The organism is Geomonas terrae (assembly GCF_004791675.1).
Lineage (GTDB): Bacteria > Desulfobacterota > Desulfuromonadia > Geobacterales > Geobacteraceae > Geomonas > Geomonas edaphica.
The window spans coordinates 568,701-589,740 of sequence record NZ_SRSC01000003.1 but is presented as its reverse complement, the minus strand read 5'-3'; the positions used below and the strand labels follow the sequence as shown (position 1 = coordinate 589,740).

Annotated in this window: 17 protein-coding genes; 2 read left to right on the top strand and 15 right to left on the bottom strand. The window is 60.9% G+C overall.

Annotation, left to right across the window (positions count from 1 at the left end):
• Positions 1-114 precede the first annotated feature (114 nt).
• Positions 115-1,770, top strand: coding sequence for a 23S rRNA (uracil(1939)-C(5))-methyltransferase RlmD (gene rlmD / locus E4633_RS14440; RefSeq protein ID WP_246038143.1), 1,656 nt, complete (start codon positions 115-117; stop codon positions 1,768-1,770).
• Positions 1,771-1,872: 102 nt separating this feature from the next.
• Complete coding sequence (locus tag E4633_RS14435) at positions 1,873-3,078, top strand: HD domain-containing protein (protein ID WP_135871178.1); 1,206 nt, start codon at positions 1,873-1,875, stop codon at positions 3,076-3,078.
• Between the two features lie 95 nt (positions 3,079-3,173).
• Here E4633_RS14435 and E4633_RS14430 read toward each other — a convergent pair whose 3' ends face one another.
• From E4633_RS14430 to E4633_RS14360, 15 genes are all read right to left on the bottom strand, one after another.
• Entirely contained in the window at positions 3,174-4,397 is a 1,224-nt protein-coding gene (locus E4633_RS14430; RefSeq protein ID WP_135871176.1) for an HD-GYP domain-containing protein, read from the bottom strand.
• A gap of 247 nt (positions 4,398-4,644) precedes the next feature.
• Positions 4,645-5,193, bottom strand: coding sequence for a 2-oxoacid:acceptor oxidoreductase family protein (locus tag E4633_RS14425; protein ID WP_135871174.1), 549 nt, complete (start codon positions 5,191-5,193; stop codon positions 4,645-4,647).
• A gap of 19 nt (positions 5,194-5,212) precedes the next feature.
• Positions 5,213-6,025, bottom strand: coding sequence for a 2-oxoacid:ferredoxin oxidoreductase subunit beta (locus tag E4633_RS14420; protein ID WP_129126502.1), 813 nt, complete (start codon positions 6,023-6,025; stop codon positions 5,213-5,215).
• A gap of 1 nt (position 6,026) precedes the next feature.
• Entirely contained in the window at positions 6,027-7,160 is a 1,134-nt protein-coding gene (locus E4633_RS14415; protein WP_135871173.1) for a 2-oxoacid:acceptor oxidoreductase subunit alpha, read from the bottom strand.
• 21 nt (positions 7,161-7,181) lie between these two features.
• The gene (locus tag E4633_RS14410) at positions 7,182-7,373 is read right to left on the bottom strand and encodes a 4Fe-4S binding protein (protein ID WP_129126504.1); all 192 of its coding nucleotides are present in this window, start codon (positions 7,371-7,373) and stop codon (positions 7,182-7,184) included.
• Positions 7,374-7,548: 175 nt separating this feature from the next.
• Positions 7,549-8,502, bottom strand: a complete 954-nt coding sequence (gene mdh / locus E4633_RS14405) for a malate dehydrogenase (protein WP_135871171.1) — start codon at positions 8,500-8,502, stop codon at positions 7,549-7,551.
• 65 nt (positions 8,503-8,567) lie between these two features.
• Positions 8,568-10,796: an NADP-dependent isocitrate dehydrogenase gene (locus tag E4633_RS14400; RefSeq protein WP_198419448.1), complete on the bottom strand. Its 2,229-nt coding sequence runs from the start codon at positions 10,794-10,796 to the stop codon at positions 8,568-8,570.
• 508 nt (positions 10,797-11,304) lie between these two features.
• On the bottom strand, positions 11,305-11,988 hold the full coding sequence (locus E4633_RS14395; RefSeq protein ID WP_246038142.1) for a LysM peptidoglycan-binding domain-containing protein: 684 nt from the start codon (positions 11,986-11,988) through the stop codon (positions 11,305-11,307).
• A 23-nt stretch (positions 11,989-12,011) separates the two neighbouring features.
• Entirely contained in the window at positions 12,012-13,796 is a 1,785-nt protein-coding gene (gene aspS, locus E4633_RS14390; RefSeq protein WP_135871168.1) for an aspartate--tRNA ligase, read from the bottom strand.
• Between the two features lie 206 nt (positions 13,797-14,002).
• Positions 14,003-14,725 carry a FadR/GntR family transcriptional regulator gene (locus E4633_RS14385; protein WP_135871165.1) on the bottom strand — a complete coding sequence of 241 codons (723 nt, stop codon included), beginning with the start codon at positions 14,723-14,725 and terminating at the stop codon, positions 14,003-14,005.
• A gap of 120 nt (positions 14,726-14,845) precedes the next feature.
• Entirely contained in the window at positions 14,846-16,087 is a 1,242-nt protein-coding gene (locus E4633_RS14380; protein WP_135871163.1) for a (Fe-S)-binding protein, read from the bottom strand.
• A 68-nt stretch (positions 16,088-16,155) separates the two neighbouring features.
• Positions 16,156-17,529, bottom strand: coding sequence for an FAD-binding oxidoreductase (locus E4633_RS14375; RefSeq protein ID WP_135871162.1), 1,374 nt, complete (start codon positions 17,527-17,529; stop codon positions 16,156-16,158).
• Positions 17,530-17,606: 77 nt separating this feature from the next.
• On the bottom strand, positions 17,607-18,299 hold the full coding sequence (locus tag E4633_RS14370; protein ID WP_135871160.1) for an LrgB family protein: 693 nt from the start codon (positions 18,297-18,299) through the stop codon (positions 17,607-17,609).
• Positions 18,296-18,661 carry a CidA/LrgA family protein gene (locus tag E4633_RS14365; protein ID WP_135871158.1) on the bottom strand — a complete coding sequence of 122 codons (366 nt, stop codon included), beginning with the start codon at positions 18,659-18,661 and terminating at the stop codon, positions 18,296-18,298. The genes E4633_RS14370 and E4633_RS14365 overlap by 4 nt, the downstream gene beginning before the upstream one ends.
• A gap of 140 nt (positions 18,662-18,801) precedes the next feature.
• Positions 18,802-20,751 (bottom strand): L-lactate permease, encoded by a 1,950-nt coding sequence (locus tag E4633_RS14360; protein WP_135871156.1) that lies wholly within the window; start codon positions 20,749-20,751, stop codon positions 18,802-18,804.
• Positions 20,752-21,040 lie beyond the last annotated feature (289 nt).

The window sequence follows — 21,040 nt, the reverse complement described above, 5'->3', positions numbered from 1 at the left end:
CGACACAATGAGAGTTGCGCCAGCGTTAGTGTATCCCTCGGGGTCACCTATGCAAGGCAGAGTGGCAGCAATTCGGCGGTTGACACGGTTGGCTTTTCAATCTATGAAAGAAGGATGAAAAATACCAGCAAACCAAAGCATTTCACCGAGAACTCAAAACCTTCCCGCAAGGAAAACACTCCCGCTCCGAAGACGAAGAAGCCGGCAGCCAAGCCGGAACGGGCAGCGGCGGCCCCTTCCCGTGCAGAGAAACCTGCCCGTCCTGCAGCAGGAACGCCACGCGACCAGCGCGAGCAACCCGCAGGAAAGACCTTCAAGAAGGCCGATGGCAAAGCGCCCACCAAGCAGGCGAAGGGGAAACCGGCGCGCCCGGCCGGTGCTAGGGATGAGCGCCAGCCTGCGCTGCGCAGCGGCCAGGTGCTGGAACTCCAGATTATTTCAAACAACGAAGAGGGGTTCGGCGTCGCTATCCACGAAGGGACCCGCGTTCTCATAGCTGGCGGACTCGCCGGTGAGACCGTCGTCGGGAAGATCACCTATGTCGGGCGCAGGGAGTCCTTCGCCAATATCATAAAGCTTTTGAAGCGGTCGCCCGACCGCGCCCCCTCAGCGGCCTGCACCATGGGGAAGGCCTGCGACGGCTGCGGTCTCATGCAGATGCGCTACCCGGCCCAGCTCGCCTGGAAAAAAGAAATGGTGAGCCGCCAGATCCGCAGATACCCTTCCCTTTCCGGTGCCGCCATACATGACGTGATCGCCTCACCGAGCGAGCTAGGCTACCGCAACACGGCGAAACTCGTCGTCGCCGGCAAGCACTCCGACCCGGTGATCGGGATCTACCGTCGCAACACGCACGACGTGCTGGAGATCGAGGACTGCGCGCTGCACCATCCGCTGATCAACAAGGTGGTTAAGGCCGCGAAGGCCGGGATCAAGAAGGGGAAGGTGCAGATTTACAACCCGAAGAGCGAGATGGGGCTCTTACGCTACCTGGTGGTGCGCGTAGCCGAGCCCGGCAACCAGGTCATGGTGGTCTTCGTGACCACGGATCAGGGCTACAACGAGATGCACCACCTGGCCAAGTTCATCCAGCAGGCAGTCCCCGAGGTCGCCGTCGTGGCACAGAACATCAACAATTCTACGGGGAACGTGATCTTCGGCCACAAGGACCGCTCCATAACGAAGGCGCAGAGCCTGAAGGCCTTCATCGGCGACAAGAGCTTCAACCTCTCGCCGCACTCCTTCTTCCAGGTGAACAGCGGCGCCGCCCGCATCATCTACGAGAAGGTGCGGGAGTTCGCGCATCTCTCCGGCAAGGAGCGGGTGATCGACCTTTACTGCGGCATCGGCGGCATCTCGCTTTTCCTGGCGGACCGGGCCCGCGAAGTGGTGGGGATCGAGGTGGTAGAGGCGGCCGTCGCCGACGCCACCGCCAACGCGGCGATGAACCGCGCCGACAACTGCAGCTTCGAGGCGGGCGACGCCGTGCATCTCATCGACGAGATCGGCGAGGAGGGTGGCGCCGACCTGATCGTGCTGAACCCGCCCAGGAAAGGGTGCGAAGAGAAGGTTTTGAAGAGCGTAGCGGCCATAAATCCTGCCCGTATCATCTACGTCTCCTGCTCACCGGAGACCCTGGCGCGCGACCTGGACATCCTGTCGGGTCTTGGGTACCGGACCCTCGAGGTGCAGCCGGTGGACATGTTCCCGCAGACGGTACACGTCGAGGACGTGGCGCTCTTGGAAAAGGTGCAAGACTTAAAGGCTTAACGCAAAGGCGCAAAACCGCCAAGACGAAAAGAGTTAAAAGACTGGCTTTGGGAATTTCTCGAAGCCTTTCTTTTGCGGTTGTTTCTTCAGACGAAGGTGTCTATGGACCGGCTGATTGCAGGGTTGAAAAGGTTTTTCCCGGAGCACCTGCACCCTTCCATCTTTATGGTCGGCGGGATGGTGCGGGACGTCCTTCTTGGCGTGGATTGCCAGGATGTGGACCTCGTGGCTGCGGCTCCCGTCTCGGAGCTCACCGCGCTGGGGTTTCGCCTCGTCGAGTCGAAAAGCACCCCTAATATCTATTTCCGCTTCAAGGAGCCCTTCGGGAAGATCGAAATAACCTGGCTCCCGTCGCTCGACGCGCTCCCCGAAGACCTTTCCCGGCGCGACTTCACCGTGAACGCCATGGCTATGTCACTGGAGGGGCGGCTCGTCGATCCCCTCGGCGGCAAAGCCGACCTGGAAGGTCGCGTGCTGCGCTGCTGCTCCCCCGAAAGCCTTACCAATGACCCGCTGCGCATCCTGCGCGCCTTCCGGTTCGAATGCGAGGGTTGGCGGCTTGATGCTGAAGCGGAGCGGATCCTGAAGGGACACGACTGGACGGCATCCCTGCAGCGCATCCCGGTGGAACGGTTTTCCCAGGAGATGCTCAAGGCCCTCACCAAGGAAGCCCCCTCCCGGTTCTTCCGCCGCATGCTGGAGTTCAACATCGGCGTCAACTTCCTCCCCGAGATCTTCAGGATGGCTGAGATTCCTGCAGGTCCTCCGCAGCACCACCCCGAGGGTGACCTCTTCATGCATTCCCTGCAGGTGCTGGAACGGATGGCTGGACTGACACCGGAGCCCGTCGCCCGCTTCTGTGCCCTCTTCCACGATCTCGGCAAACTCTACACGCCGGCGGAACTGCATCCCAAACACCACGGGCACGACACGCTGGGGGCCGAGCAGGTACCGGCCTTCTGCAGGAGACTGAGGCTACCGGTCGCACTGCAACGTGCGCTGCAGGCAACGAACCGGCTGCACAACAACGCCAATCGTTGGGAAGAACTGCGGGATTCGACGAAGATACGGCTAGCGCTGGATGCCATCAAGGGGGGGATTCAGGAGTTCCTACCTTTGCAGGTGGCGGCGGACTTTCATGCTTCCATGCCGGGGTGGGAGGTGGCGCTCGAGGTGGCTAAGTTGAACGCGGCGCAGTTGGGCATCGATCCGGCACTACTGGACGGTGAGGAAGTGCCGCCGGAGAAGTTGCAGCAGATCATCATGCAGCAAAGGGTGAGCCAGTTCAGGGCACGCCTGGGGGGATGAATCCTTCCCTCACCCTGTCCCTCTCCCGTCGGGCGAGGGGACGCGCCTCGCTTCATTTCCGCAGAGGACAGCTTTCTCCCCTCCTTCTACCTTATCTATTTCGAATCGGCCGGGGTCACCGCTCGGTCATAGCCTAGTTTCAAAATCGAGCTGTCGAAGATCATCTCGAACATGTGCTCGATTCTGAAAAAGGCGGCGAGAACGGCGGGGTCGAAATGAGCTGCCGGGTTGATCCGGTCGTCTCCGTTTCGAAACACATGGAGCGCCTCCTCATGGGTCATGGCCCCCTTGTAACTGCGGCGTGATCGGAGTGCGTCGTACACGTCTGCGACCTTCACGATGCGCCCCGAGATGGGAATCCGTTCCCCCCTGAGCCGTTTGGGGTACCCGGTGCCGTCCCAGTTCTCGTGATGCGAGAGTGCGATCTCTCTGGCGATCCGAAGTCGCGGGGAATCGCCGATGATCTCGGAACCGTACGCGGGATGCTGGCGTATCAGTTTCATTTCCCGCGGCGTCAGCCTTCCTTCTTTGAGCAGGATCTCGGTGGGGATGCGGATCTTGCCCACATCGTGCATCTGCGCCGAAATGGACATGTCATTCACGAATTCGTTATTGAACCCCATGTTGGCGGCAAGCGCGCCGGCGTAGCGGTTCACGCGCACGATGTGGCGGCCGGTGTCGGGCTCGGCAGCCTCGCAAGCACGCGCGAGCGCCTGTATGGTGTAGGTGAAAGCGTGCTCCGTTTCGCGCATCCCGTTGGAAACGGTCAACAGTGAACCGATCATGACGGCGGCACTGCGCAGAACATCCGCGTCGTACTCGGTGACCCGCCCCTGGTAATTGAAGGCCTCTATCACCCCTTTCACGTCGCCGCTGATCCGGCAACTTACGAAGTTGAGGATCGGCTCCCCCATCGCTTCGACCACCTTGGGATGAAAGAATGACTGGAATTCGCCGATGTTCGCGCAGACGTCGTTCCAGTTAAGCGCCACCACTTCGGCTCCACCTTCCACAAGGAGAAGGCTCCCTGCGTAGCTCGAGCCGGGTTCGATGCTTATTGCCTCTGAGCGCTCCAGCAGTCGCTCGTCGCGCAGATGAAAAACCTGGCCGTTGCAGCAGGTGGCGTCGGGCCCTTCGTTGGCGATGAGGATGCCAGAAGGGCCGCGGCGGCCGTTGCCTCCAAGTAACTTACCCAGCACTTCGTTGTATAATTCGTCGCTGCTGAACTTGCGGCGGGTGAGATCGCGCAAGGTGTCATCGGTGAGGGTGATGAGATCGAGGGTCTGTCTCAGCGCTAGTTGACACAGTTCAAGGGGCATGCGGCGATCCTCTCAGGCTTTGCTGCTTTGCTTTGTAAGAGTGGATTCTAGCTTACGGGTGGCATAGTGCAAGATTCGCCGTCTGCAGCCATCGGACTTGTCGGACAGGTATGACGGACTGGCTGCGTGCGCGCTAGCCTGCTAACAGGCTGGCGAACTGACAAGCCCGCGGGCGACTGCGCGCCTAACGCATAAAAAAAGGCCCGGCGGTTACGCCGGGCCTTTCCGTGCTACAGAGGTGATGCGATTAGGCCTTGGCCGCAGTCGCCTTCTCGAAACCAAGCTGGAACGCCTTCTTGTTCAGCTCCATGAAGGCTTCCGGAACACGGGCGAGAACTGCCTTCTCGGCCCCTTCCTTGCTGACCACGCCGGTCAGTGCCACCATGGCGCCCAGCGCCACGATGTTGGCAACGATCTCACGACCGACTTCGTTCTTGGCGGTGTTGATGATCGGGAAGGCAACGGTCTTGAAGTTCCCCTTGGGAAGCTTGGTCACCAGGTCGGAATCGACCAGCAGCACCCCGCCTTCCTTCAGGTCGTGGGAGTACTTGTCGCAGGCTTCCTGGGTCAGCGCGAGCAGCGCGTCGACGACGGTCGCCTTCGGGTAGTCGATCATGGTGTCGGAAACGATGACCTCCGACTTGGATGCACCGCCCCTTGCCTCGGGACCGTAGCTCTGCGACTGAACGGCCTGCTTGCCGTCGTAGATGGAAGCGGCTTCCGCCATGATGACGCCGGCGAGGATGAGACCCTGCCCGCCAGCCCCGGAAAATCTGATTTCATATCTCTGAGACATCTGAGGTTCTCCTCCTTTTTTATTTCTTGGCGCGCTCGATGACTTTCGCGTATTCGTCGGTGTAGTTCGGACGCTCTTCCTTGTACAGAACACCGGTCAGGATCTTGCCTTCAAGCTGCTCGGCAGTCATCTTCTCGGCGGCCTTGACGGGAACGGCGATGTCCTTCAGGCGGTTCATCATCTCGATGACCGACTTGAACTTGTTGCGGCGACCGTAGGTGGTCGGGCAGTCGTCCAGGATCTCGACGACGGAGAAGCCTTTGTGCTGGATGGCTTCCGCGATCAGCTTGTCGATCTGGGTCGCGTGGTACGCGGTGCCGCGGGCGACGAAGGTGGCGCCTGCGCCGATCGCCAGCTTGGCGACGTCGAACGCCGGGTCGGGGTTGCCGTACACGGTGGTGGACGCCTTGGCGCCGGTCGGGGTGCAGGGAGAGAACTGGCCGCCGGTCATGCCGTAGATGTTGTTGTTCATGATGATGTAGGTCATGTCGATGTTACGACGGCAGGCGTGGATGAAGTGGTTGCCGCCGATCGCGGTACCATCGCCGTCGCCGCCCACGAGGATGACGTTCATCTCCGGCTTGGCCATCTTGACGCCGGTTGCGAAAGCGGCTGCGCGGCCATGCGCGGTGTGCAGGGTGCAGAAGTCCATGTAGCCGGGGAGACGCGATGCGCAGCCGATGCCGGAAACGATGGCGGTGTTGTTCTTCTGAAGACCAAGGGTGTCGATCGCGCGAATCAGGCCTTTCATGACAATGCCGTGACCGCAGCCCGGGCACCAGATGTGCGGCAGCTTGCCGGGACGGATGTACTTATCGTAATCAAAAGACATGTTACTTAACCTCCTTGATCTTTTCGAGGATCTGCCCCGGGTTGATCGGCTCGCCGTCTACGCGGAAGATGCCGTGGACCGCTGCTTTGCCTTCAGCGCAGCGCTTCACTTCGCCGGTGCACATGCCGAGGTTCATCTCCGGGGTGATGAAAGCCTTCACCTTGCCGGCAAGAGCCGCGATCTGCTTATCCGGGAACGGCCAGAAGGTCTTGATCCTGAACAGGCCGGCCTTGATGCCCTGCTTCCTCGCCTCGTTGACTGCGAAACGGGCGGAGCGGGAGGTGGAACCATAGGCGATGATGGCGACTTCAGCGTCGGCAAGTTCATACTCTTCGAACTGGACGATGTCGTCGACGTTGGCTTCAACCTTGCGCACCTGGCGCTCTTCCTCGGCCTGAACCCAGGCTGCCTTGGTGGTCGGGAAGCCATCCTGCCCCTTGTTGAGGCCGGTCACGTGGAAACGGTAGTCGGTGCCGAAAGCAGCCAGCGGCGGAACGTCGCCGAAGCTGGTGTCGTACGGCTTGTACTCCGCCGGGGTGACGCTCGGAGCGGTCCTGTTGATGACTTCCAGTTCGCCCGGCTCCGGGAACACGATGCGCTCGCGCATGTGGGCCACGATTTCGTCCGGCATAACCATTACCGGGGTGCGGTATTTTTCGGCCAGGTTGAAGGCGCGCACGGTCTCTTCGAAGAGTTCCTGCACGGAAGCCGGGGTGAGGCAGATAGCCGGGTGGTCACCGTGGGTGCCCCACTTGGCGCACATCACGTCGGACTGGGAAGGGCCGGTCGGCATGCCGGTGGAGGGGCCACCCCTCATGACGTTGACGATGACGCAAGGGGTTTCAGCAATGCAGGCGTAGCCGATCAGCTCCTGCTTGAGCGAAAGGCCCGGGCCCGAGGTCGCGGTCAGTACTTTAGCGCCGGTAAGGGAAGCGCCGATGACGGAAGCCATCGCGCCGATCTCATCTTCCATCTGGATGAATTTACCGCCGATCTTCGGAAGCTCGACAGACATAACCTCTGCCACCTCGGTGGAAGGTGTAATCGGATAACCGCCGAAGAACGTGCACCCGGCGTAGAGTGCCCCCTGTGCGGCAGCTTCGTTCCCCTGAAGGAATGCAACTTTTTTAGCCACTTTCTTACCTCCTAAGATTGTTTACGATACTTTGATTGCAAAATCAGGGCATCTAAGCTCGCACTGCATGCACTTGATGCATGCCTCAAGGTTCTTGACGCTTGCCACAAAACCCTTCATTTCCAAGACCTTGGTGGGGCAGAATTCCACACAGATGTGGCACCCCTTGCAGTACTTCTCGATGATCTCGATGTTAGCCGGTGTTTTCTCCATCAACGTAGCTCCTTTGACAAATTGCCCTCGCAGGCTGTGCAAATTGTGGGTATATAACACATAGTGTATACAAAATGCAAGTGCTCGAATTTACGCCCGAACCCTCACCTTTTGTAAAAAGGGGGTAGAGAGGGGAAACCTCCCTACCCCCTGGTAGTACCTGCTGCAGTTCTTTCTACTTCATGGAACCAACGAGTTCCTTAACCGCGGCGACGGACTTGTCCATCATCGCCTGCTCTTCTGCGTCGAGTTCGAATTCGAGGATCTGCTCGACGCCGTTCTCGCCCAGTACGCAGGGAACGCCGACGTAGAAGCCTTTCACGCCGAACTCGCCGTTCAGGTGTGCGCAGGTCGGCAGTACGCGCTTCTGGTCCTTCAGGATGGACTCCGCCATGCAGATCGCGGAGGAAGCCGGGGAGTAGAAGGCGGAACCGGTTTTCAGCAGGGCGACAACCTCGCCGCCTGCACCGCGGGTCCTCTTGACCATGGCTTCCATGACTTCCTTGGCCTTAGCCTTGTCCTTGTATTTCTTCTCGAGGAGTTCCATGACCGGGATGCCGTTCACGGAGGCGTAACGGACCAGCGGCACCATGTCGTCGCCGTGGCCGCCGAGGGTCATCGCGTTCACGTCCTTGACGGAAACGCCGAGTTCCCAAGCGATGAAGGTCTTGAAGCGTGCGGAGTCGAGGACGCCGGCCTGACCGATGACGCGGTTGTAGGGGAAGCCGGTGATCTTCTGGCACAGGGTCACCATCGCGTCGAGCGGGTTGGAGATGACGATGACGAAGGAGTTCGGTGCGTGTGCTTTGATCCCTTCCGCGACGGAGGTCATGATCTTGGAGTTGACCTCGATCAGGTCGTCGCGGCTCATGCCCGGTTTGCGGGGAAGACCTGCGGTGACGATGACGACGTCGGCGCCCTGGATGTCCTCGTAGCTGTTGGTGCCCTTGAGGCAGCAGTCAAAGCTGTCGACAGAGCCAACTTCGGCGATATCGAGCATCTTGCCCTGCGGAAGGCCTTCCACGATGTCGAACATCACCACGTCACCCAGTTCGCGCAGAGCTGCGAGCTGTGCAAGTACGCCGCCGATCTGACCACCACCGATAAGTGCGATTTTCTTACGTGCCATGTTTTCTTCCTCCGTTAATAGAATGTGATTATCTTCCGGTGAAGCGAATCCTACGTTTACGCCTGTTAGTTGATCGAGTCAACGATCGCGTTCAGGGTTGCACTCGGACGCATCGCGGCCTCGGTCTTGGCATCACTCGGGTGGTAGTAGCCCCCCATGTCGACCGGCTTGCCCTGGGCGCCGATGAGCTCGGCGTTGATCTTCTCTTCGTTCTCCTGGAGCGCCTTCGCCACCTTGGCGAACTTGGCGGCGAGGCCGGCGTCCTTGGTCTGGGCGGCGATAGCCTCGGCCCAGTACATGGCCAGGTAGAAGTGGCTGCCGCGGTTGTCGATCTGGCCGACTTTACGCGCCGGGTTCTTGTTCTGATCCAGGAACTTGGTGTTGGCCACGTCGAGGGTCTCGGCGAGGAGCGCGGCCTTCTCGTTCTTGAAGGTAGCGGCCAGGTGCTCGAGGGAGACCGCGAGGGCAAGGAACTCACCCAGGGAATCCCAGCGCAGGTAGCCTTCCTGCTGGAACTGCTGCACGTGCTTCGGAGCGGAGCCGCCCGCACCGGTCTCGAAGAGGCCGCCGCCCGCGAGCAGCGGAACGATGGAGAGCATCTTCGCGGAAGTGCCGAGTTCGAGGATCGGGAACAGGTCGGTCAGGTAATCCCTGAGCGCGTTGCCGGTGACGGTGATGGTGTCCTTGCCGGCCTTCGCCCTCGGGAGGGTGAACCTCATCGCCTCGACCGGGGACATGATGTGAAGCTCGAGACCGGTGGTGTCGTGATCCTTCAGGTAGGTGTTCACCTTCTCGATCATCTGGGCGTCGTGTGCGCGGTTCTTGTCGAGCCAGAAGACGGCCGGAGCGCCGGTTGCGCGGGCACGGCTGACGGCAAGCTTGACCCAGTCGCGGATCGGGAGATCCTTCGCCTGGCAGCCGCGCCAGATGTCGCCCTGCTCTACCTGGTGCTGGATCAGCACTTCGCCGGAGGCATCGACGACGCGCATGGTGCCGTTGAGCGGTGCGACGAAAGTCTTGTCGTGGGAGCCGTATTCCTCGGCCTTCTGCGCCATGAGGCCGACGTTGGAGGTGGCGCCCATGGTGGTCGGGTCGAACTGGCCGTTTTTCTTGCAGAAGTCGATGCACTCCTGGTACCACTCGGAGTAGCAGGTATCGGGAATCACGCACTTGGTGTCAGCGAGTTTGCCGTCCGGGGCCCACATCTTGCCGGAGTCGCGGATGACGACCGGCATGGAGGCGTCGATGATGATGTCGTTGGAGGCGTGCAGGTTGGTGATCCCTTTGTCGGAATCGACCATGGCCAGCGGCGGCTGCTTGGCGTAGGTGGCCTGGATGTCGGCCTCGATCTCGGCCTTCTTGCCTGCCGGGAGCTTGTCGAGTTTCTTGTAGAGGTCGCCAAGGCCCAGGTCGGGGTTGACGCCGATCTCCTTGAAGGTCGCCTCGTGCTTCGCGAAGACGTCCTTGAAGTAGACGGAGACGAAGTGACCGAAGATGACCGGGTCGGAGATCTTCATCATGGTCGCCTTAAGGTGCACGGAGAAGAGGATCCCCTTTGCCTTGGCGTCGTCGATCTGCTCCTGGATGAACTTACGCAGCGCCCGTACGTTCATGAAGGAGCCGTCCAGCACCTCGCCAGCCTGCAGCGGGAGCTTCTCCTTCATCACGGTCACCTTGCCCAGGGTGTCGACGAACTCGATCCTGGCGGTGGTGGCCTCTTTCAGGGTCACCGATTTCTCGGAGTGGTAGAAATCACCGGCGCTCATGTTGGAAACGTGGCTCTTGGAGTCGGAGGACCAGGCGCCCATCTTGTGCGGGTGCTTCTTGGCGTATTCCTTGACCGCCTTGGCAACGCGACGGTCGGAGTTACCCTCACGCAGAACCGGGTTTACCGCGGAGCCGAGCACCTTGGCGAAACGTGCTGCGAGCGCCTTCTCTTCGTCGGTTTTGGGCTCTTCCGGGTAGTTGGGGATGTTGTACCCCTGGCTCTGGAGCTCGGCGATGGCGGCTTTGAGCTGCGGGATGGAGGCGGAGACGTTGGGGAGCTTGATGATGTTGGCTTCCGGCTTCTGGGTCAGCTCACCGAGGTAGGCCAGTTCGTCAGCGATCTTCTGCTCCGGGGTCAGGTTCTCCGGGAAGTTCGCGATGATCCTGCCGGCCAGCGAGATGTCCCTGGTCTCTACCTCGACGCCAGCCGCCTTGGTGAAGGCGTTGACGATGGGGAGCAGGGAGTAGGTTGCCAGTGCGGGGGCCTCGTCGATCTTGGTCCAAACGATCTTTGCATTAGTTGTCATGATCTCTCCTTGGTTTTTATGCAATGCACAAATACAAAATGGTGGGCAAAGCCACGCTGCATCGCCCGACATGGTGTTTTATCTGTCTGCGGGAGCCCGTCAACCGCCTGCCATCCGGGGCATCTGCCTCCCCTTCGCGGCGTCTCGCAAAATATATGAAGGATTATGGGATGTTAGCAGGATAACTTTGGATTTCAAATTTTGTATACAGTATACAAAACGTTTTTCACTGTCAAGGGAAAATCTGGAAGGAATCTCGTGAAGAAATAAATGGAGGTCAGCGTGAAAACGGGAGGGGAGTAAAGTACGGAAGCCGCAGCGAACACAGGGTAAAAGGCCTGTCATTGCAGGTGTTTGTGCGAGAACCCGGACGAGCGGACAACAGAGGCGTCCATAAAGAGTGTGCGGAGGTCCTCTCACCTTCCTGGCACTAAGCGGCCGTCCGGAATCGTCTTTTTTTGATACCGACGAAATACCGTTTAAAAATATCGTCCTACATGGGGTTGCATCAGTGCAGCGGGTGCTCCTGGGCGTAGTGCCTCGCCTCGGCGTAATCGTCGCGCCCCAGGTTCCTGGGGACCCTGAGGATCTGGCCAGGCCAGATGTGCCGCGGGTCGCGGATCTGGTCGCGGTTGGCGCGATAGATCAGGGGCCAGAGATTCCTGTCGCCGTAGACCTCGGAGCGTGATGCGATAAGAGGGAGCGATTCCCCCCGACGCACCGACCAGGATGGAACGAGAACCGGCTCCTTGACCGGTGGCTTTGCTTTCTTCCGCTCAGCCTCGGCGGCCTCCTTCTGGGCCTTTTCGAGCGCCCGCGCCTTGGCGAGGCGCTCCTCCTCCATCTTGGCGAGCCGCTCCAACTCTGCTTGCCGCTGCTCTTCTGCAAGCCGGGCCTTTTCCTCAGCCAGAAGGCGCGCCTTCTCCACAGCCACCTCCCGAGCCAGGAGGTCCCCTTTGAGCAGGGTGAGCTGGAAGTAACGATCCGCCTCCTTGGACTCATTCTCCATCATGTAGGCGTCCCCCTTCAGGAACGCCTGAAGCACGCTGGCGTACTCGGCGGGGTACAGACGCTCTCCACCCTCGAACTTGAGCTGGTCAAGCTTGGCCGCGGCTTCCTCACGAAACCGCGGCGGCTGCGTTGCGCAGGCCGCCGCGGAAATAAGAAGCAGCAGGGTTATCAGTCGGGCCAAAAGCCTCAATGGCGGACGCCCCTTTATTGTTTGACGGCGAGACGGATACCCAGGTCGCGCAACTGCAGCGTATCGACGCCGGAGGGGGCTTCGGACATGAGGCAGGCGCCCTTCTGCGTCTTCGGGAAGGCGATGACGTCGCGGATCGATTCGGAGCCGGTGATGAGCATCATGAGACGATCGAGGCCGAAGGCGATGCCGCCGTGCGGCGGGGTGCCGTACTCGAGGGCGTCCAGAAGGAAGCCGAACTTGCCGCGGGCGTTCTCCTCGGAGAGGCCGAGCATCTTGAACATCAGGGACTGCACCTCCTCCTGATGGATCCTGATGGAACCGCCGCCGATCTCGTTGCCGTTCAGCACGAGGTCGTAGGCCTTGGCGCGGCAGCGACCGGGATCGCTCTCGACGTACTGCAGGTCCTCGTCCATCGGCGCGGTGAAGGGATGATGCACCGCCGCCCAGCGCTTCTCCTCGTCGTCCCACTCAAGCAGCGGGAAGTCGGTGATCCAGACGAAACGGTACTCGTTCGGGTCGGTGAGCCCCATCTTGGCGGCCAGGTGGTTCCTGAGCTTGCCGAGGGAGTCGTTGACAACCTTCGGTTTGTCCGCGACGAAGAGGAGCAGGTCTCCTTCCTCGGCGCCGAAAGCCTGGTCCATGGTGGCGATCTCTTCCGGGGTGAAGAACTTGGCGATCGGGGACTGCCACCCTTCCGCGGTCATCTTCACGTAGGCGAGACCCTTGGCGCCGTAGATCTTGGCGAATTCGGTGAGGTCGTCGATCTCCTTGCGGCTCATGGAGCCCGCGCCCTTCACGTTCATCCCCTTCACGATGCCGCCGCCGTTCACCACGTCAGCGAAGACCTTGAACCCGGAGTTCTTGACGATGTCGGAGAGCTCGACGAGTTCGAGACCGAAGCGCAGGTCCGGGTTGTCCACGCCGAAGCGACGGATCGCCTCCTGGTAGGTCATCCTCTGGATCGGGAGCTCGACCTTCACGCCGCGCGCCTCGGTGAAGATGCGGGCCATGAGCCCCTCCATCACGGTGATGATGTCTTCACGGTCGATGAAGGACATCTCGCAGTCGATCTGGGTGAACTCGGGCTGGCGGTCGGCGCGCAGGTCCTCGTCGCGGAAGCAGCGCACGATCTGGAAGTAGCGGTCGAATCCGGAAACCATGAGGATCTGCTTGAAGAGCTGCGGGGACTGCGGCAAGGCGTAGAAGTCACCCTTGTTGATGCGCGAGGGGACCAGGAAGTCGCGGGCGCCTTCGGGGGTGGACTTGGTGAGAAACGGGGTCTCGAGTTCGAGGAAACCGTTGTCGGTCAGGTACTGGCGGGTCAACTGGGCGACCTTGGAGCGCAGGATCATGTTCTGCTGCAGCTGGCCGGTCCTCAGGTCAAGGTAGCGGTACTTGAGGCGGATGTTCTCGTTCACGTCGACAAAACCGTCAAGCGTGAAGGGGAGCGTCTTGGAGGGGTTCAGGAGCTTGCACTCCTTGACCAGCACCTCGACCGCGCCGGTTTTCATCTTCGGGTTCACGGTCCCTTCCGGGCGGGCCGCCACGGTCCCCTTGATGGCGAGGACGTACTCGTTCCTGGCGCCCTCAGCCTTTCCGTGTGCGTCGCCGTTTCTTTCCGGGTCGAAAACCACCTGGGCGATACCGTCCCTGTCGCGCAGGTCGACGAAGATGAGACCGCCGTGGTCGCGCCGCTTGGAGACCCACCCCATCAGGACAACATCCTGACCGATGTGCTCGGCCCTCAACTCGCCGCAATAACTGGTTCTCTTCCAATCGCCCAGAAAATCTATCATGTAAACCCTCCTTGGTTTTATCTGCAGGGAAATAAATCGGGTAACTATAACTAAAAAGAAAATTTGCTTCAACCAAAAAGGAGCCCGCGGCAAGCCCTTTTAACAGGCACAGCGCGCCTCACGCGCGTCAGCGGAGCCGGAAGCAGAGGCAGAAAAGGCCCGGCAGAGATCTCTGTCGGGCCCTTGAGGGTGGTTCGGGTAAAGGTCTATTCGGAGCCGCGCATCGATACGTAGGCGGAGCAGCGCTTCTGGGCGAAATCCAGGTGCTCGAGCATGGCGCCGCGGGCACCGTCGGCGTCCCGGTCCCGGATCATCTCGTAGATCTTCAGATGATGGTTGAAGAGCAGGCGCTGATCCTCCTCGGTTAAGTAGACGGCGCGCCAGACATCGCGCTGGAATTCCTGCATCGCCTCGAAGATGCTCTGCATCATGTGCGACCAGACCACGTTATGTGTAGCGCGGGCCACCAGCATGTGGAAGTGGGCGTCGAAGTCCTCGGAGTGCTGTAGCTCCTCGAGGTTCTTCCTCATCCCGTCGATCACCGCCTCGATACGCCTGATGTCCTCGGGGAGCGCACGGGTGGCCGCATACCAGGCGGTCCAGGATTCCATCCCCTTGCGCACCTCGATAACGTCCAGCGCGCGATCCCCGTCGATGCGGATCAGTTCGGTGAGCGGCATGGCCGCCGTGTTCTCCACCAGGGAGCGCACCAGCGTTCCGCCCCCCTGGTAGGTCTCGACGAGACCTGAGGAGGTGAGGATGTTCAGCGCCTCGCGCACCGAGGGGCGGGATACCCCGAACATCTCGGCCAGTTCGCGCTCGGGAGGAAGCTTCTCTCCCGGGTTGAATTCACCCGCCAAAATGGAGCTGCGGATCTGCTCGGCGATCTGCGTCGATACCTTTTTGGGTTTAATCGGCGTAAATTTCATGAAGGCACCGATACTACATTAGATAAGCTAAGGCAACATAATTTTTGGGCTCTAGGCGCGCCGATGGCGTCAAATTGACGCACCTGACAGCGGCTTTTGGAGCCGGCTTCCACCCCTCTTTCAGGCGTCCATACTCATCTGCAGAAGCTCGGTCAGGTGGATCACCTTGACCGGCGGGGTCGCCTCTGAGAGTGCCTTTTTGAGCTGCAACAGACAACCGGGGTTGCTGGTTACGAGGTAGTCGGCGCCGGTCTTTTGTACGTTTAAAACCTTGCGCGAGAGCACCCGGTCCGACATCTCCGGCTTCTCGATGTTGTAGGTACCCGCCGACCCGCAGCAGGCGTCCGCCTCGGGGAGCTCGCGGAAGTCGATCCCCGGTATGAGGTTTATGAGGATGCGCGGCTGGCTGCGAATCCCCTGGCAGTGCGCGATGTGACACGGGTCGTGGTAGGTCACCTTTACAGGGAGTGGTTTCAAGAGCTCCTTAAGGGCGCCCGCCTCGCCGGCCAGAACCTCGGAGATGTCGCGCACCTTGGCGCTGAAGGTGGTCGCCCCCTCCTCCCCGTCCAGGTGATGGCCGTATTTTTTGAGCTCGGCGCCGCAGCCGCCGCAGTCCGTCACCACGAAGTCGAGATTGTGCAATTCGAAGAGGTCCGTGTTGAAACGGGCCGCGTCCTTCAGCCCCTCTATGTCATGCCCCAGCATATTAGGTGCGCCGCAGCATTTCTGGTCCTTTGGCGTCACCACCTTGTACCCGAGGGCGGAGAGGAGGTTGACCGTGGCGAGACTAGCCTCGCTGAAGATGAGACTCATGACGCAGCCGAGGAAAAAGCCGGCCGTCCCCTTCTCCTTCCCCACCGCTGGGGTCACCTCGCTTATGGTCTGGCGCAGCGGCGCATCGGGGAGTTTCGGGAGGAGTCCCTCCATGCGGCCCAACGCCTCGGGGAACATCTTCAAAAGCCCAAGGGAGCGGACCACCTTCTGCAGGCCGGTTTTCTGGTACAGCCTGAGCGGCGCCGTGGCGGCCTCGAGGCGGTCCGGGTGCGGCACGAGCTTTCTGAGGACCATGTCCTCCATGAGGGAGAGCCCCTTCTCGTTTTTCCGCTCGCAGCGGAACTCGGCGACGAGTTCACCTGCGTTGACGCCGCAGGGGCATGCCGAAGCGCACGCCTGGCAATCGAGGCAGAGCGAGACGTACTCGAGGAACTTCTCGCTCTCCACGAGTTCCCCTTCTTGGAACTTGCGCACCAGCGCAACGCGACCGCGCGGCGAGGCGGTCTCCAGGAAGGTCTCCTTATAGGTCGGGCAGTGTGGCAGGCACATGCCGCAGCGCATGCAGTTGATAAGTTTTACGTAATCCATGATGGCCTCTTTCTTAATGGTGCGTGCCGGCGGTCCGACTGGTCCGGCTGCTCGCCGCCGGCGCCTGCCTAGAAGATCTTCCCGGGGTTCAGTATCCCTTTAGGGTCGAACGCGCCCTTGATGCCGCGCATGACGCGCAGCCCGGACTCGCCCACGAGCTTCGGCAGGTATTTCTTCTTGGCAACCCCTACCCCGTGCTCGCCGGTAATGGTCCCCCCCATGGCGATGGTCGCCTCGAAGATCTCGCCGAACGCTTGGTGCGCCCTCTTGATCTCGTCCGGGTTCCGCTCGTCGGTGAGGCAGGTCGGGTGCAGGTTGCCGTCGCCGGCGTGCCCGAAGGTGCCGATGAGCAGGTCGTATTTCTTCGCGGTGTCCTGGATCAGCTTCACCATCGGGGCAATGCAGCTCCTCGGCACGGTAGCGTCCTCAAGGATGGTGGTGGGACGTACGCGGGCCAGTGCGGAGAGCGCCACGCGGCGCGCGGTAGCGAGCTTCAGCGCCTCCTCGGGACTCGCCGCGGTCTGGAAGAAGGAGCAGTGGTGCCGTTCGCAGATGTCCCTGATCCCAGCCGCGTCCTCCTCGACCTGTGCCGGGTGTCCATCCACCTCGATAAGGAGCACGGCGTCCACGTCAAGTGGAAGGCCTACCTTCGCGTAGTCCTCGACGCACTTGATGGTGGTGCGGTCGAGAAACTCCAGCGTCGCCGGGATGATGCGTGCCGCGATGATGTGCGAAACTGTGAGCGCGGCCTGCTCGAGCTGCGGGAAGTGCACCAGCATGGTCTTCTTGGTCTGCGGCTTGGGGATCAGTTTCACGGTGACCTCAGAGAAGATGCCCAGAGTCCCCTCGGAGGAGACGAGGAGCTGGTTCAGGTTGTACCCCGCCACGTCCTTCACCACCTTGCCGCCGGTCTTCAGGATGTCGCCGTTGGCAAGTACGGTCTTCAGTCCCATCACGTAATCGTCGGTGACGCCGTACTTGAGCCCCCTGAGCCCCCCGGAGTTCTCTGCAACGTTGCCGCCCATGGTGGAGATGTTCATGCTCCCCGGGTCGGGCGGGTAGAAGAGCCCCTTCGCCTCCACCTCGCGGTGCAGGGCCGAGGTGATCACGCCGGTCTCGACGGTTGCGGTCAGGTTCTCCTCGTCGATCTCGAGGATGCGGTTCATCCGGCTGGTCTGCAGCACGACCCCGGCGTCGAAGGAAATAGAGCCGCCGGAGAGGTTGGTGCCGGAACCGCGCGGGGTGACCCTGATGCCGGAACCGTCGCAAAGCGCCATGACCCGGGCGATCTCTTCCGTGCTTTTAGGAAGCACCACGACGCCCGGCCTGCTCTGCAGCTCCGGCGTAGAGTCGTAGCCGTAGCAGGCAAGCGATTCGGGGTCCGAAAGGGTATATTCCGCTCCGACTATCTCAGCGAGCGCCTTTATGAAACTGTTTTCCATGGCAATCGTTCCTTTCTTGCCGGGACCGCCTCAAGGGCATCAGTCCTCGTTTTGTGGTGAACCGCCAGAACCTGCCGTCAGTGCAGGAAAAGAGGCAGATAGTATGGTGCGACGAGCGCGGTGAATACGGCCGCGATGGCCATGGCGACGCCCCCCATCGCTCCGGCTGTTTCGTTTTCGAGAAGGGCCACGGCGGTCCCCTGCCCGTGCGAGACGGTGCCCAGGGCGAGGCCGCGAGCGACCGGACTTTTAACACGGCAAAGCGACAGAAGCGATGGCCCCATGATGGAACCGATCATCCCGGTGGCGACCACGAAGGCTGCGGTGAGACTCGCCTCGCCGCCGGTCAGCCGCGAGATCTCCACCGCTATCGGAACGGTCACCGACTTGGGTCCCAGGGAGAGGAGCACACGCTCGTCGAGTCCGAGTCCCCTTCCGGCAACGAGGGCGGCGGCCATGGTCGTCAGGGACCCCGCGACGACGCCGGACAGCACCGGGAGGGCGTGACTTTTGAGGACCCGGCGGTTGTGGTACAGCGGCAGTGCAAGCGCGACGGTGGCGGGTCCCAAGAGATAGGTCATGACATCCTTCGCCGGCCGATACTCCTCCAGGGTCAGACCCGTGGCCTGCAGGAAGGCGATGAGGGCGACGGTGCTGAGAAAAACCGGGTTCAAAAGCGGGTGCCGATAAGTGAGAAAAAGCCAGCGCGTCGCCAGATAGGCCCCTATGGTGAGCGCCACGAAAAGGATGAAGAGAGGGAGGTTGCTCACGGCTCCCTCCTTTTTTGCAGCAGTTGCACGGACATCCCGGTGACCGCCACGCCGAGCGCCGCACTTACCAGGAGGATGACGAGAAGCTCCAGGCCGCTTTGGCGCACAAGCGAGCCGAAGGACATGAGCCCCACCGAGATGGGAATGAAGAAGAAGGCGAAATGCTTGAGGAGGAACCCGCTCGCGGTCTCGATGTAGCGAGGTGTAACGAGGCCTGAGGTCAGCAAGGCGAACATGATCAGCATCCCCGCCACGTTACCCGGCAGGGCAAGATGCAGCACCCCGACCAGGTACACGCCGAGGCGAAAAACCAGCCACAACAGCGCGGTCTGCCAGATTATGTTCAGGAGTGTTCTTGCCATCGAGATGCTGCCTCTTGTGTGGCATCCCCCCCTGCCGTCACGAAGGAAAATGGCGCGGGGAAGGGACGGACGGTAATGCAAATCTGCTGTAGTCGCCCGAAAATCCCCGGGAGGAATTCCTCCCGGGGAAGACTGCCGACTTACGGGATCATCCAGGGGAATACGTAGGCCTGCAGCGCCACGATGCATCCCATCACGGTGGTGAGGAACAGGGCGTGCTTCAGGGTGAAGCGGAACAGGTTCCCCTCTTCGCCTACGAGGCCGGTGGCGGCACAGGCTACGGCGATGGACTGCGGGGAGATCATCTTACCCATGACGCCGCCGCTCGTGTTGGCCGCGCCGGTCAAAAGCGGGTTCATGCCGAGCTGCTCTGCGGTCACCTTCTGCAGTCCGCCGAAGAGGACGTTGCTGGAGGTGTCGGAGCCGGTCAGGAAGACGCCGAGCATGCCGAGGAACGGAGACAGGAACGGGAAGAGCGCGCCCGCTTTCGTGAAGGAGATGCCCATGCTGGTGGTCATGCCGGAGGCGTTCATCACGAAGGCAAGGCCGACAACGGAGGCGACGGTGACTGCGGGCCAGCGCATGTCGTACAGGGTCTTGCCCAGTACCTTGAAGAAGTCGGCGATCCCCACACCGCAGATGAGGGCGGAGATGATGGCGGCGATGAGAATCGCGGTACCAGCCGCGGACATGAAGTTGAAGGTGAACTTGGCGGCGATCTTGGCGGGAAGCTGGTCGGAAAGTGCCTTGTCTAGCGCCTTGAACTGCGCCTTGTCAACCGCTTTGGATTCGACGATATCCTTCTGGAGTTTCTGCAGGTCCTTCTGCTTCTTATCCACCGCGTCGAAGGCAGCGAGGCGCTCGGCGGTCAGCACCGCTTTCCCTGCAGGAAGGCTCTGCTCGATCACGAGGAGTTTGTCCTCCAGGCTCTGCAGTTCGGTGAGACCTGCGGCGAGTGCTGCCTGCTTGGCGTCGGCGGGAGAGAGAGAGGCTGCCTGTTTGGCTGCTTCCTCCTTCACCGCGGCAACCTTCTTCACCCCGTCTTCGGGCTTGGAAACCTTCTTAACGATGGCGTTATCGAGTCCGGCGATCGGGAGCACCACCTTACTCTTATCAAGGGAGGTCTTGAGCGACGGGATGCCCCAAACAAGGACCATGATGGTCAGCGCCAGGTAGGGAGCCCAGGCGCGGAAGACCTGTGCACCGGTGTAGTCGTGGCTTTCCTTGCCGGAAAACTCCGGCTCGTGGTCGAAGGTCCAGACCGTGGCAGGCTGCCAGAACTTGAGTAGGATGACGAGGGCGGCCAGGGTGGCAAGCGATGCGGTCACGTCGGGGAGGTAGGGGCCAAGGTAGCTCGCGGTACCCCACTGGACACCGGCGAAGGTGACACCGCAGACGATGATCGCCGGGAGCACCTCTAGGGTCTTTTTGAGGCCGCACATGATGATGATTACGTAGAACGGTATGAACACGGAGACGAAGGGAAGCTGGCGCCCGACCATGGTGGAGAGTTTCATCAAGCCGCCGTCGTCGTACCCCATGACGCCGGCAAGCGCGACGACCGGAATCCCGATGGCGCCGAAGGCGACCGGTGCGGTGTTGGCGATGAGACAGACCCCCGCGGCATAGAAAGGCCGAAACCCGAGACCGACAAGCGTTGCGCCCGCGATGGCGACCGGCGTGCCGAAGCCCGCCGCCCCTTCTATGAAGGCGCCGAAGCAAAAGGCGATCAGGAGGGCCTGCAGGCGACGGTCACCGGTCAACCCGGCCAGCGAGGCACGGATGACCTCGAACTGCCCACCTTTCACCGTTATGTTGTAGAGAAGGATCGTCGTAATCACGATGTAGAACACGGGGAAGAGACCGAAGGCGGCGCCGTGGAAGGTGGCAAGCCCTGCCAGCTTAGCCGGCATCTGCCAGACGAAGATGGCGATGGCGACAGCCGAGGCGACTGCCAGCGGCCCCGCCTTGTGGGCCTTCATCTTGAAGACGGCAAGACAGACAAAGATGACGACGAGAGGGATGGCGGCAACCAACGCCGACATCGCGATACTTCCCGCGACGGGAGTGTAGCTCTGGATCCATGGCATGACTGTAGTTCTCCTTTGATTCGTGATGCTGGTATGGGCGGCAAAAAGATTGCGATTACGGGTGCATAAAAATCATCAAAGCAGCGCGGCAGCGTCGGTAAGGACTAGAGACCCTGCGCCTAAAAGCCAGGAGAACCGGCCAATCAAACCAGGTTATACGTTTTGGTCAGGCCAATTAACCACCTTTTTATAACAGTGTCAAGTTTTTTCGTATTCAGCGACTAAATGGCTTTACTTACGCTTTTTTTTGGACTAAAGTGCATTGGCCTTTTGGTAATATAAGTTATTT

Coding starts and splice junctions, on each gene's coding strand:
- rlmD (WP_246038143.1), top strand. CDS start 115: ATGAAAAATACCAGCAAACCAAAGCATTTCACCGAGAACTCAAAACCT.
- E4633_RS14435 (WP_135871178.1), top strand. CDS start 1,873: ATGGACCGGCTGATTGCAGGGTTGAAAAGGTTTTTCCCGGAGCACCTG.
- E4633_RS14430 (WP_135871176.1), bottom strand. CDS start 4,397: ATGCCCCTTGAACTGTGTCAACTAGCGCTGAGACAGACCCTCGATCTC.
- E4633_RS14425 (WP_135871174.1), bottom strand. CDS start 5,193: ATGTCTCAGAGATATGAAATCAGATTTTCCGGGGCTGGCGGGCAGGGT.
- E4633_RS14420 (WP_129126502.1), bottom strand. CDS start 6,025: ATGTCTTTTGATTACGATAAGTACATCCGTCCCGGCAAGCTGCCGCAC.
- E4633_RS14410 (WP_129126504.1), bottom strand. CDS start 7,373: ATGGAGAAAACACCGGCTAACATCGAGATCATCGAGAAGTACTGCAAG.
- mdh (WP_135871171.1), bottom strand. CDS start 8,502: ATGGCACGTAAGAAAATCGCACTTATCGGTGGTGGTCAGATCGGCGGC.
- E4633_RS14400 (WP_198419448.1), bottom strand. CDS start 10,796: ATGACAACTAATGCAAAGATCGTTTGGACCAAGATCGACGAGGCCCCC.
- aspS (WP_135871168.1), bottom strand. CDS start 13,796: ATGATAGATTTTCTGGGCGATTGGAAGAGAACCAGTTATTGCGGCGAG.
- E4633_RS14385 (WP_135871165.1), bottom strand. CDS start 14,725: ATGAAATTTACGCCGATTAAACCCAAAAAGGTATCGACGCAGATCGCC.
- E4633_RS14380 (WP_135871163.1), bottom strand. CDS start 16,087: ATGGATTACGTAAAACTTATCAACTGCATGCGCTGCGGCATGTGCCTG.
- E4633_RS14375 (WP_135871162.1), bottom strand. CDS start 17,529: ATGGAAAACAGTTTCATAAAGGCGCTCGCTGAGATAGTCGGAGCGGAA.
- E4633_RS14365 (WP_135871158.1), bottom strand. CDS start 18,661: ATGGCAAGAACACTCCTGAACATAATCTGGCAGACCGCGCTGTTGTGG.
- E4633_RS14360 (WP_135871156.1), bottom strand. CDS start 20,751: ATGCCATGGATCCAGAGCTACACTCCCGTCGCGGGAAGTATCGCGATG.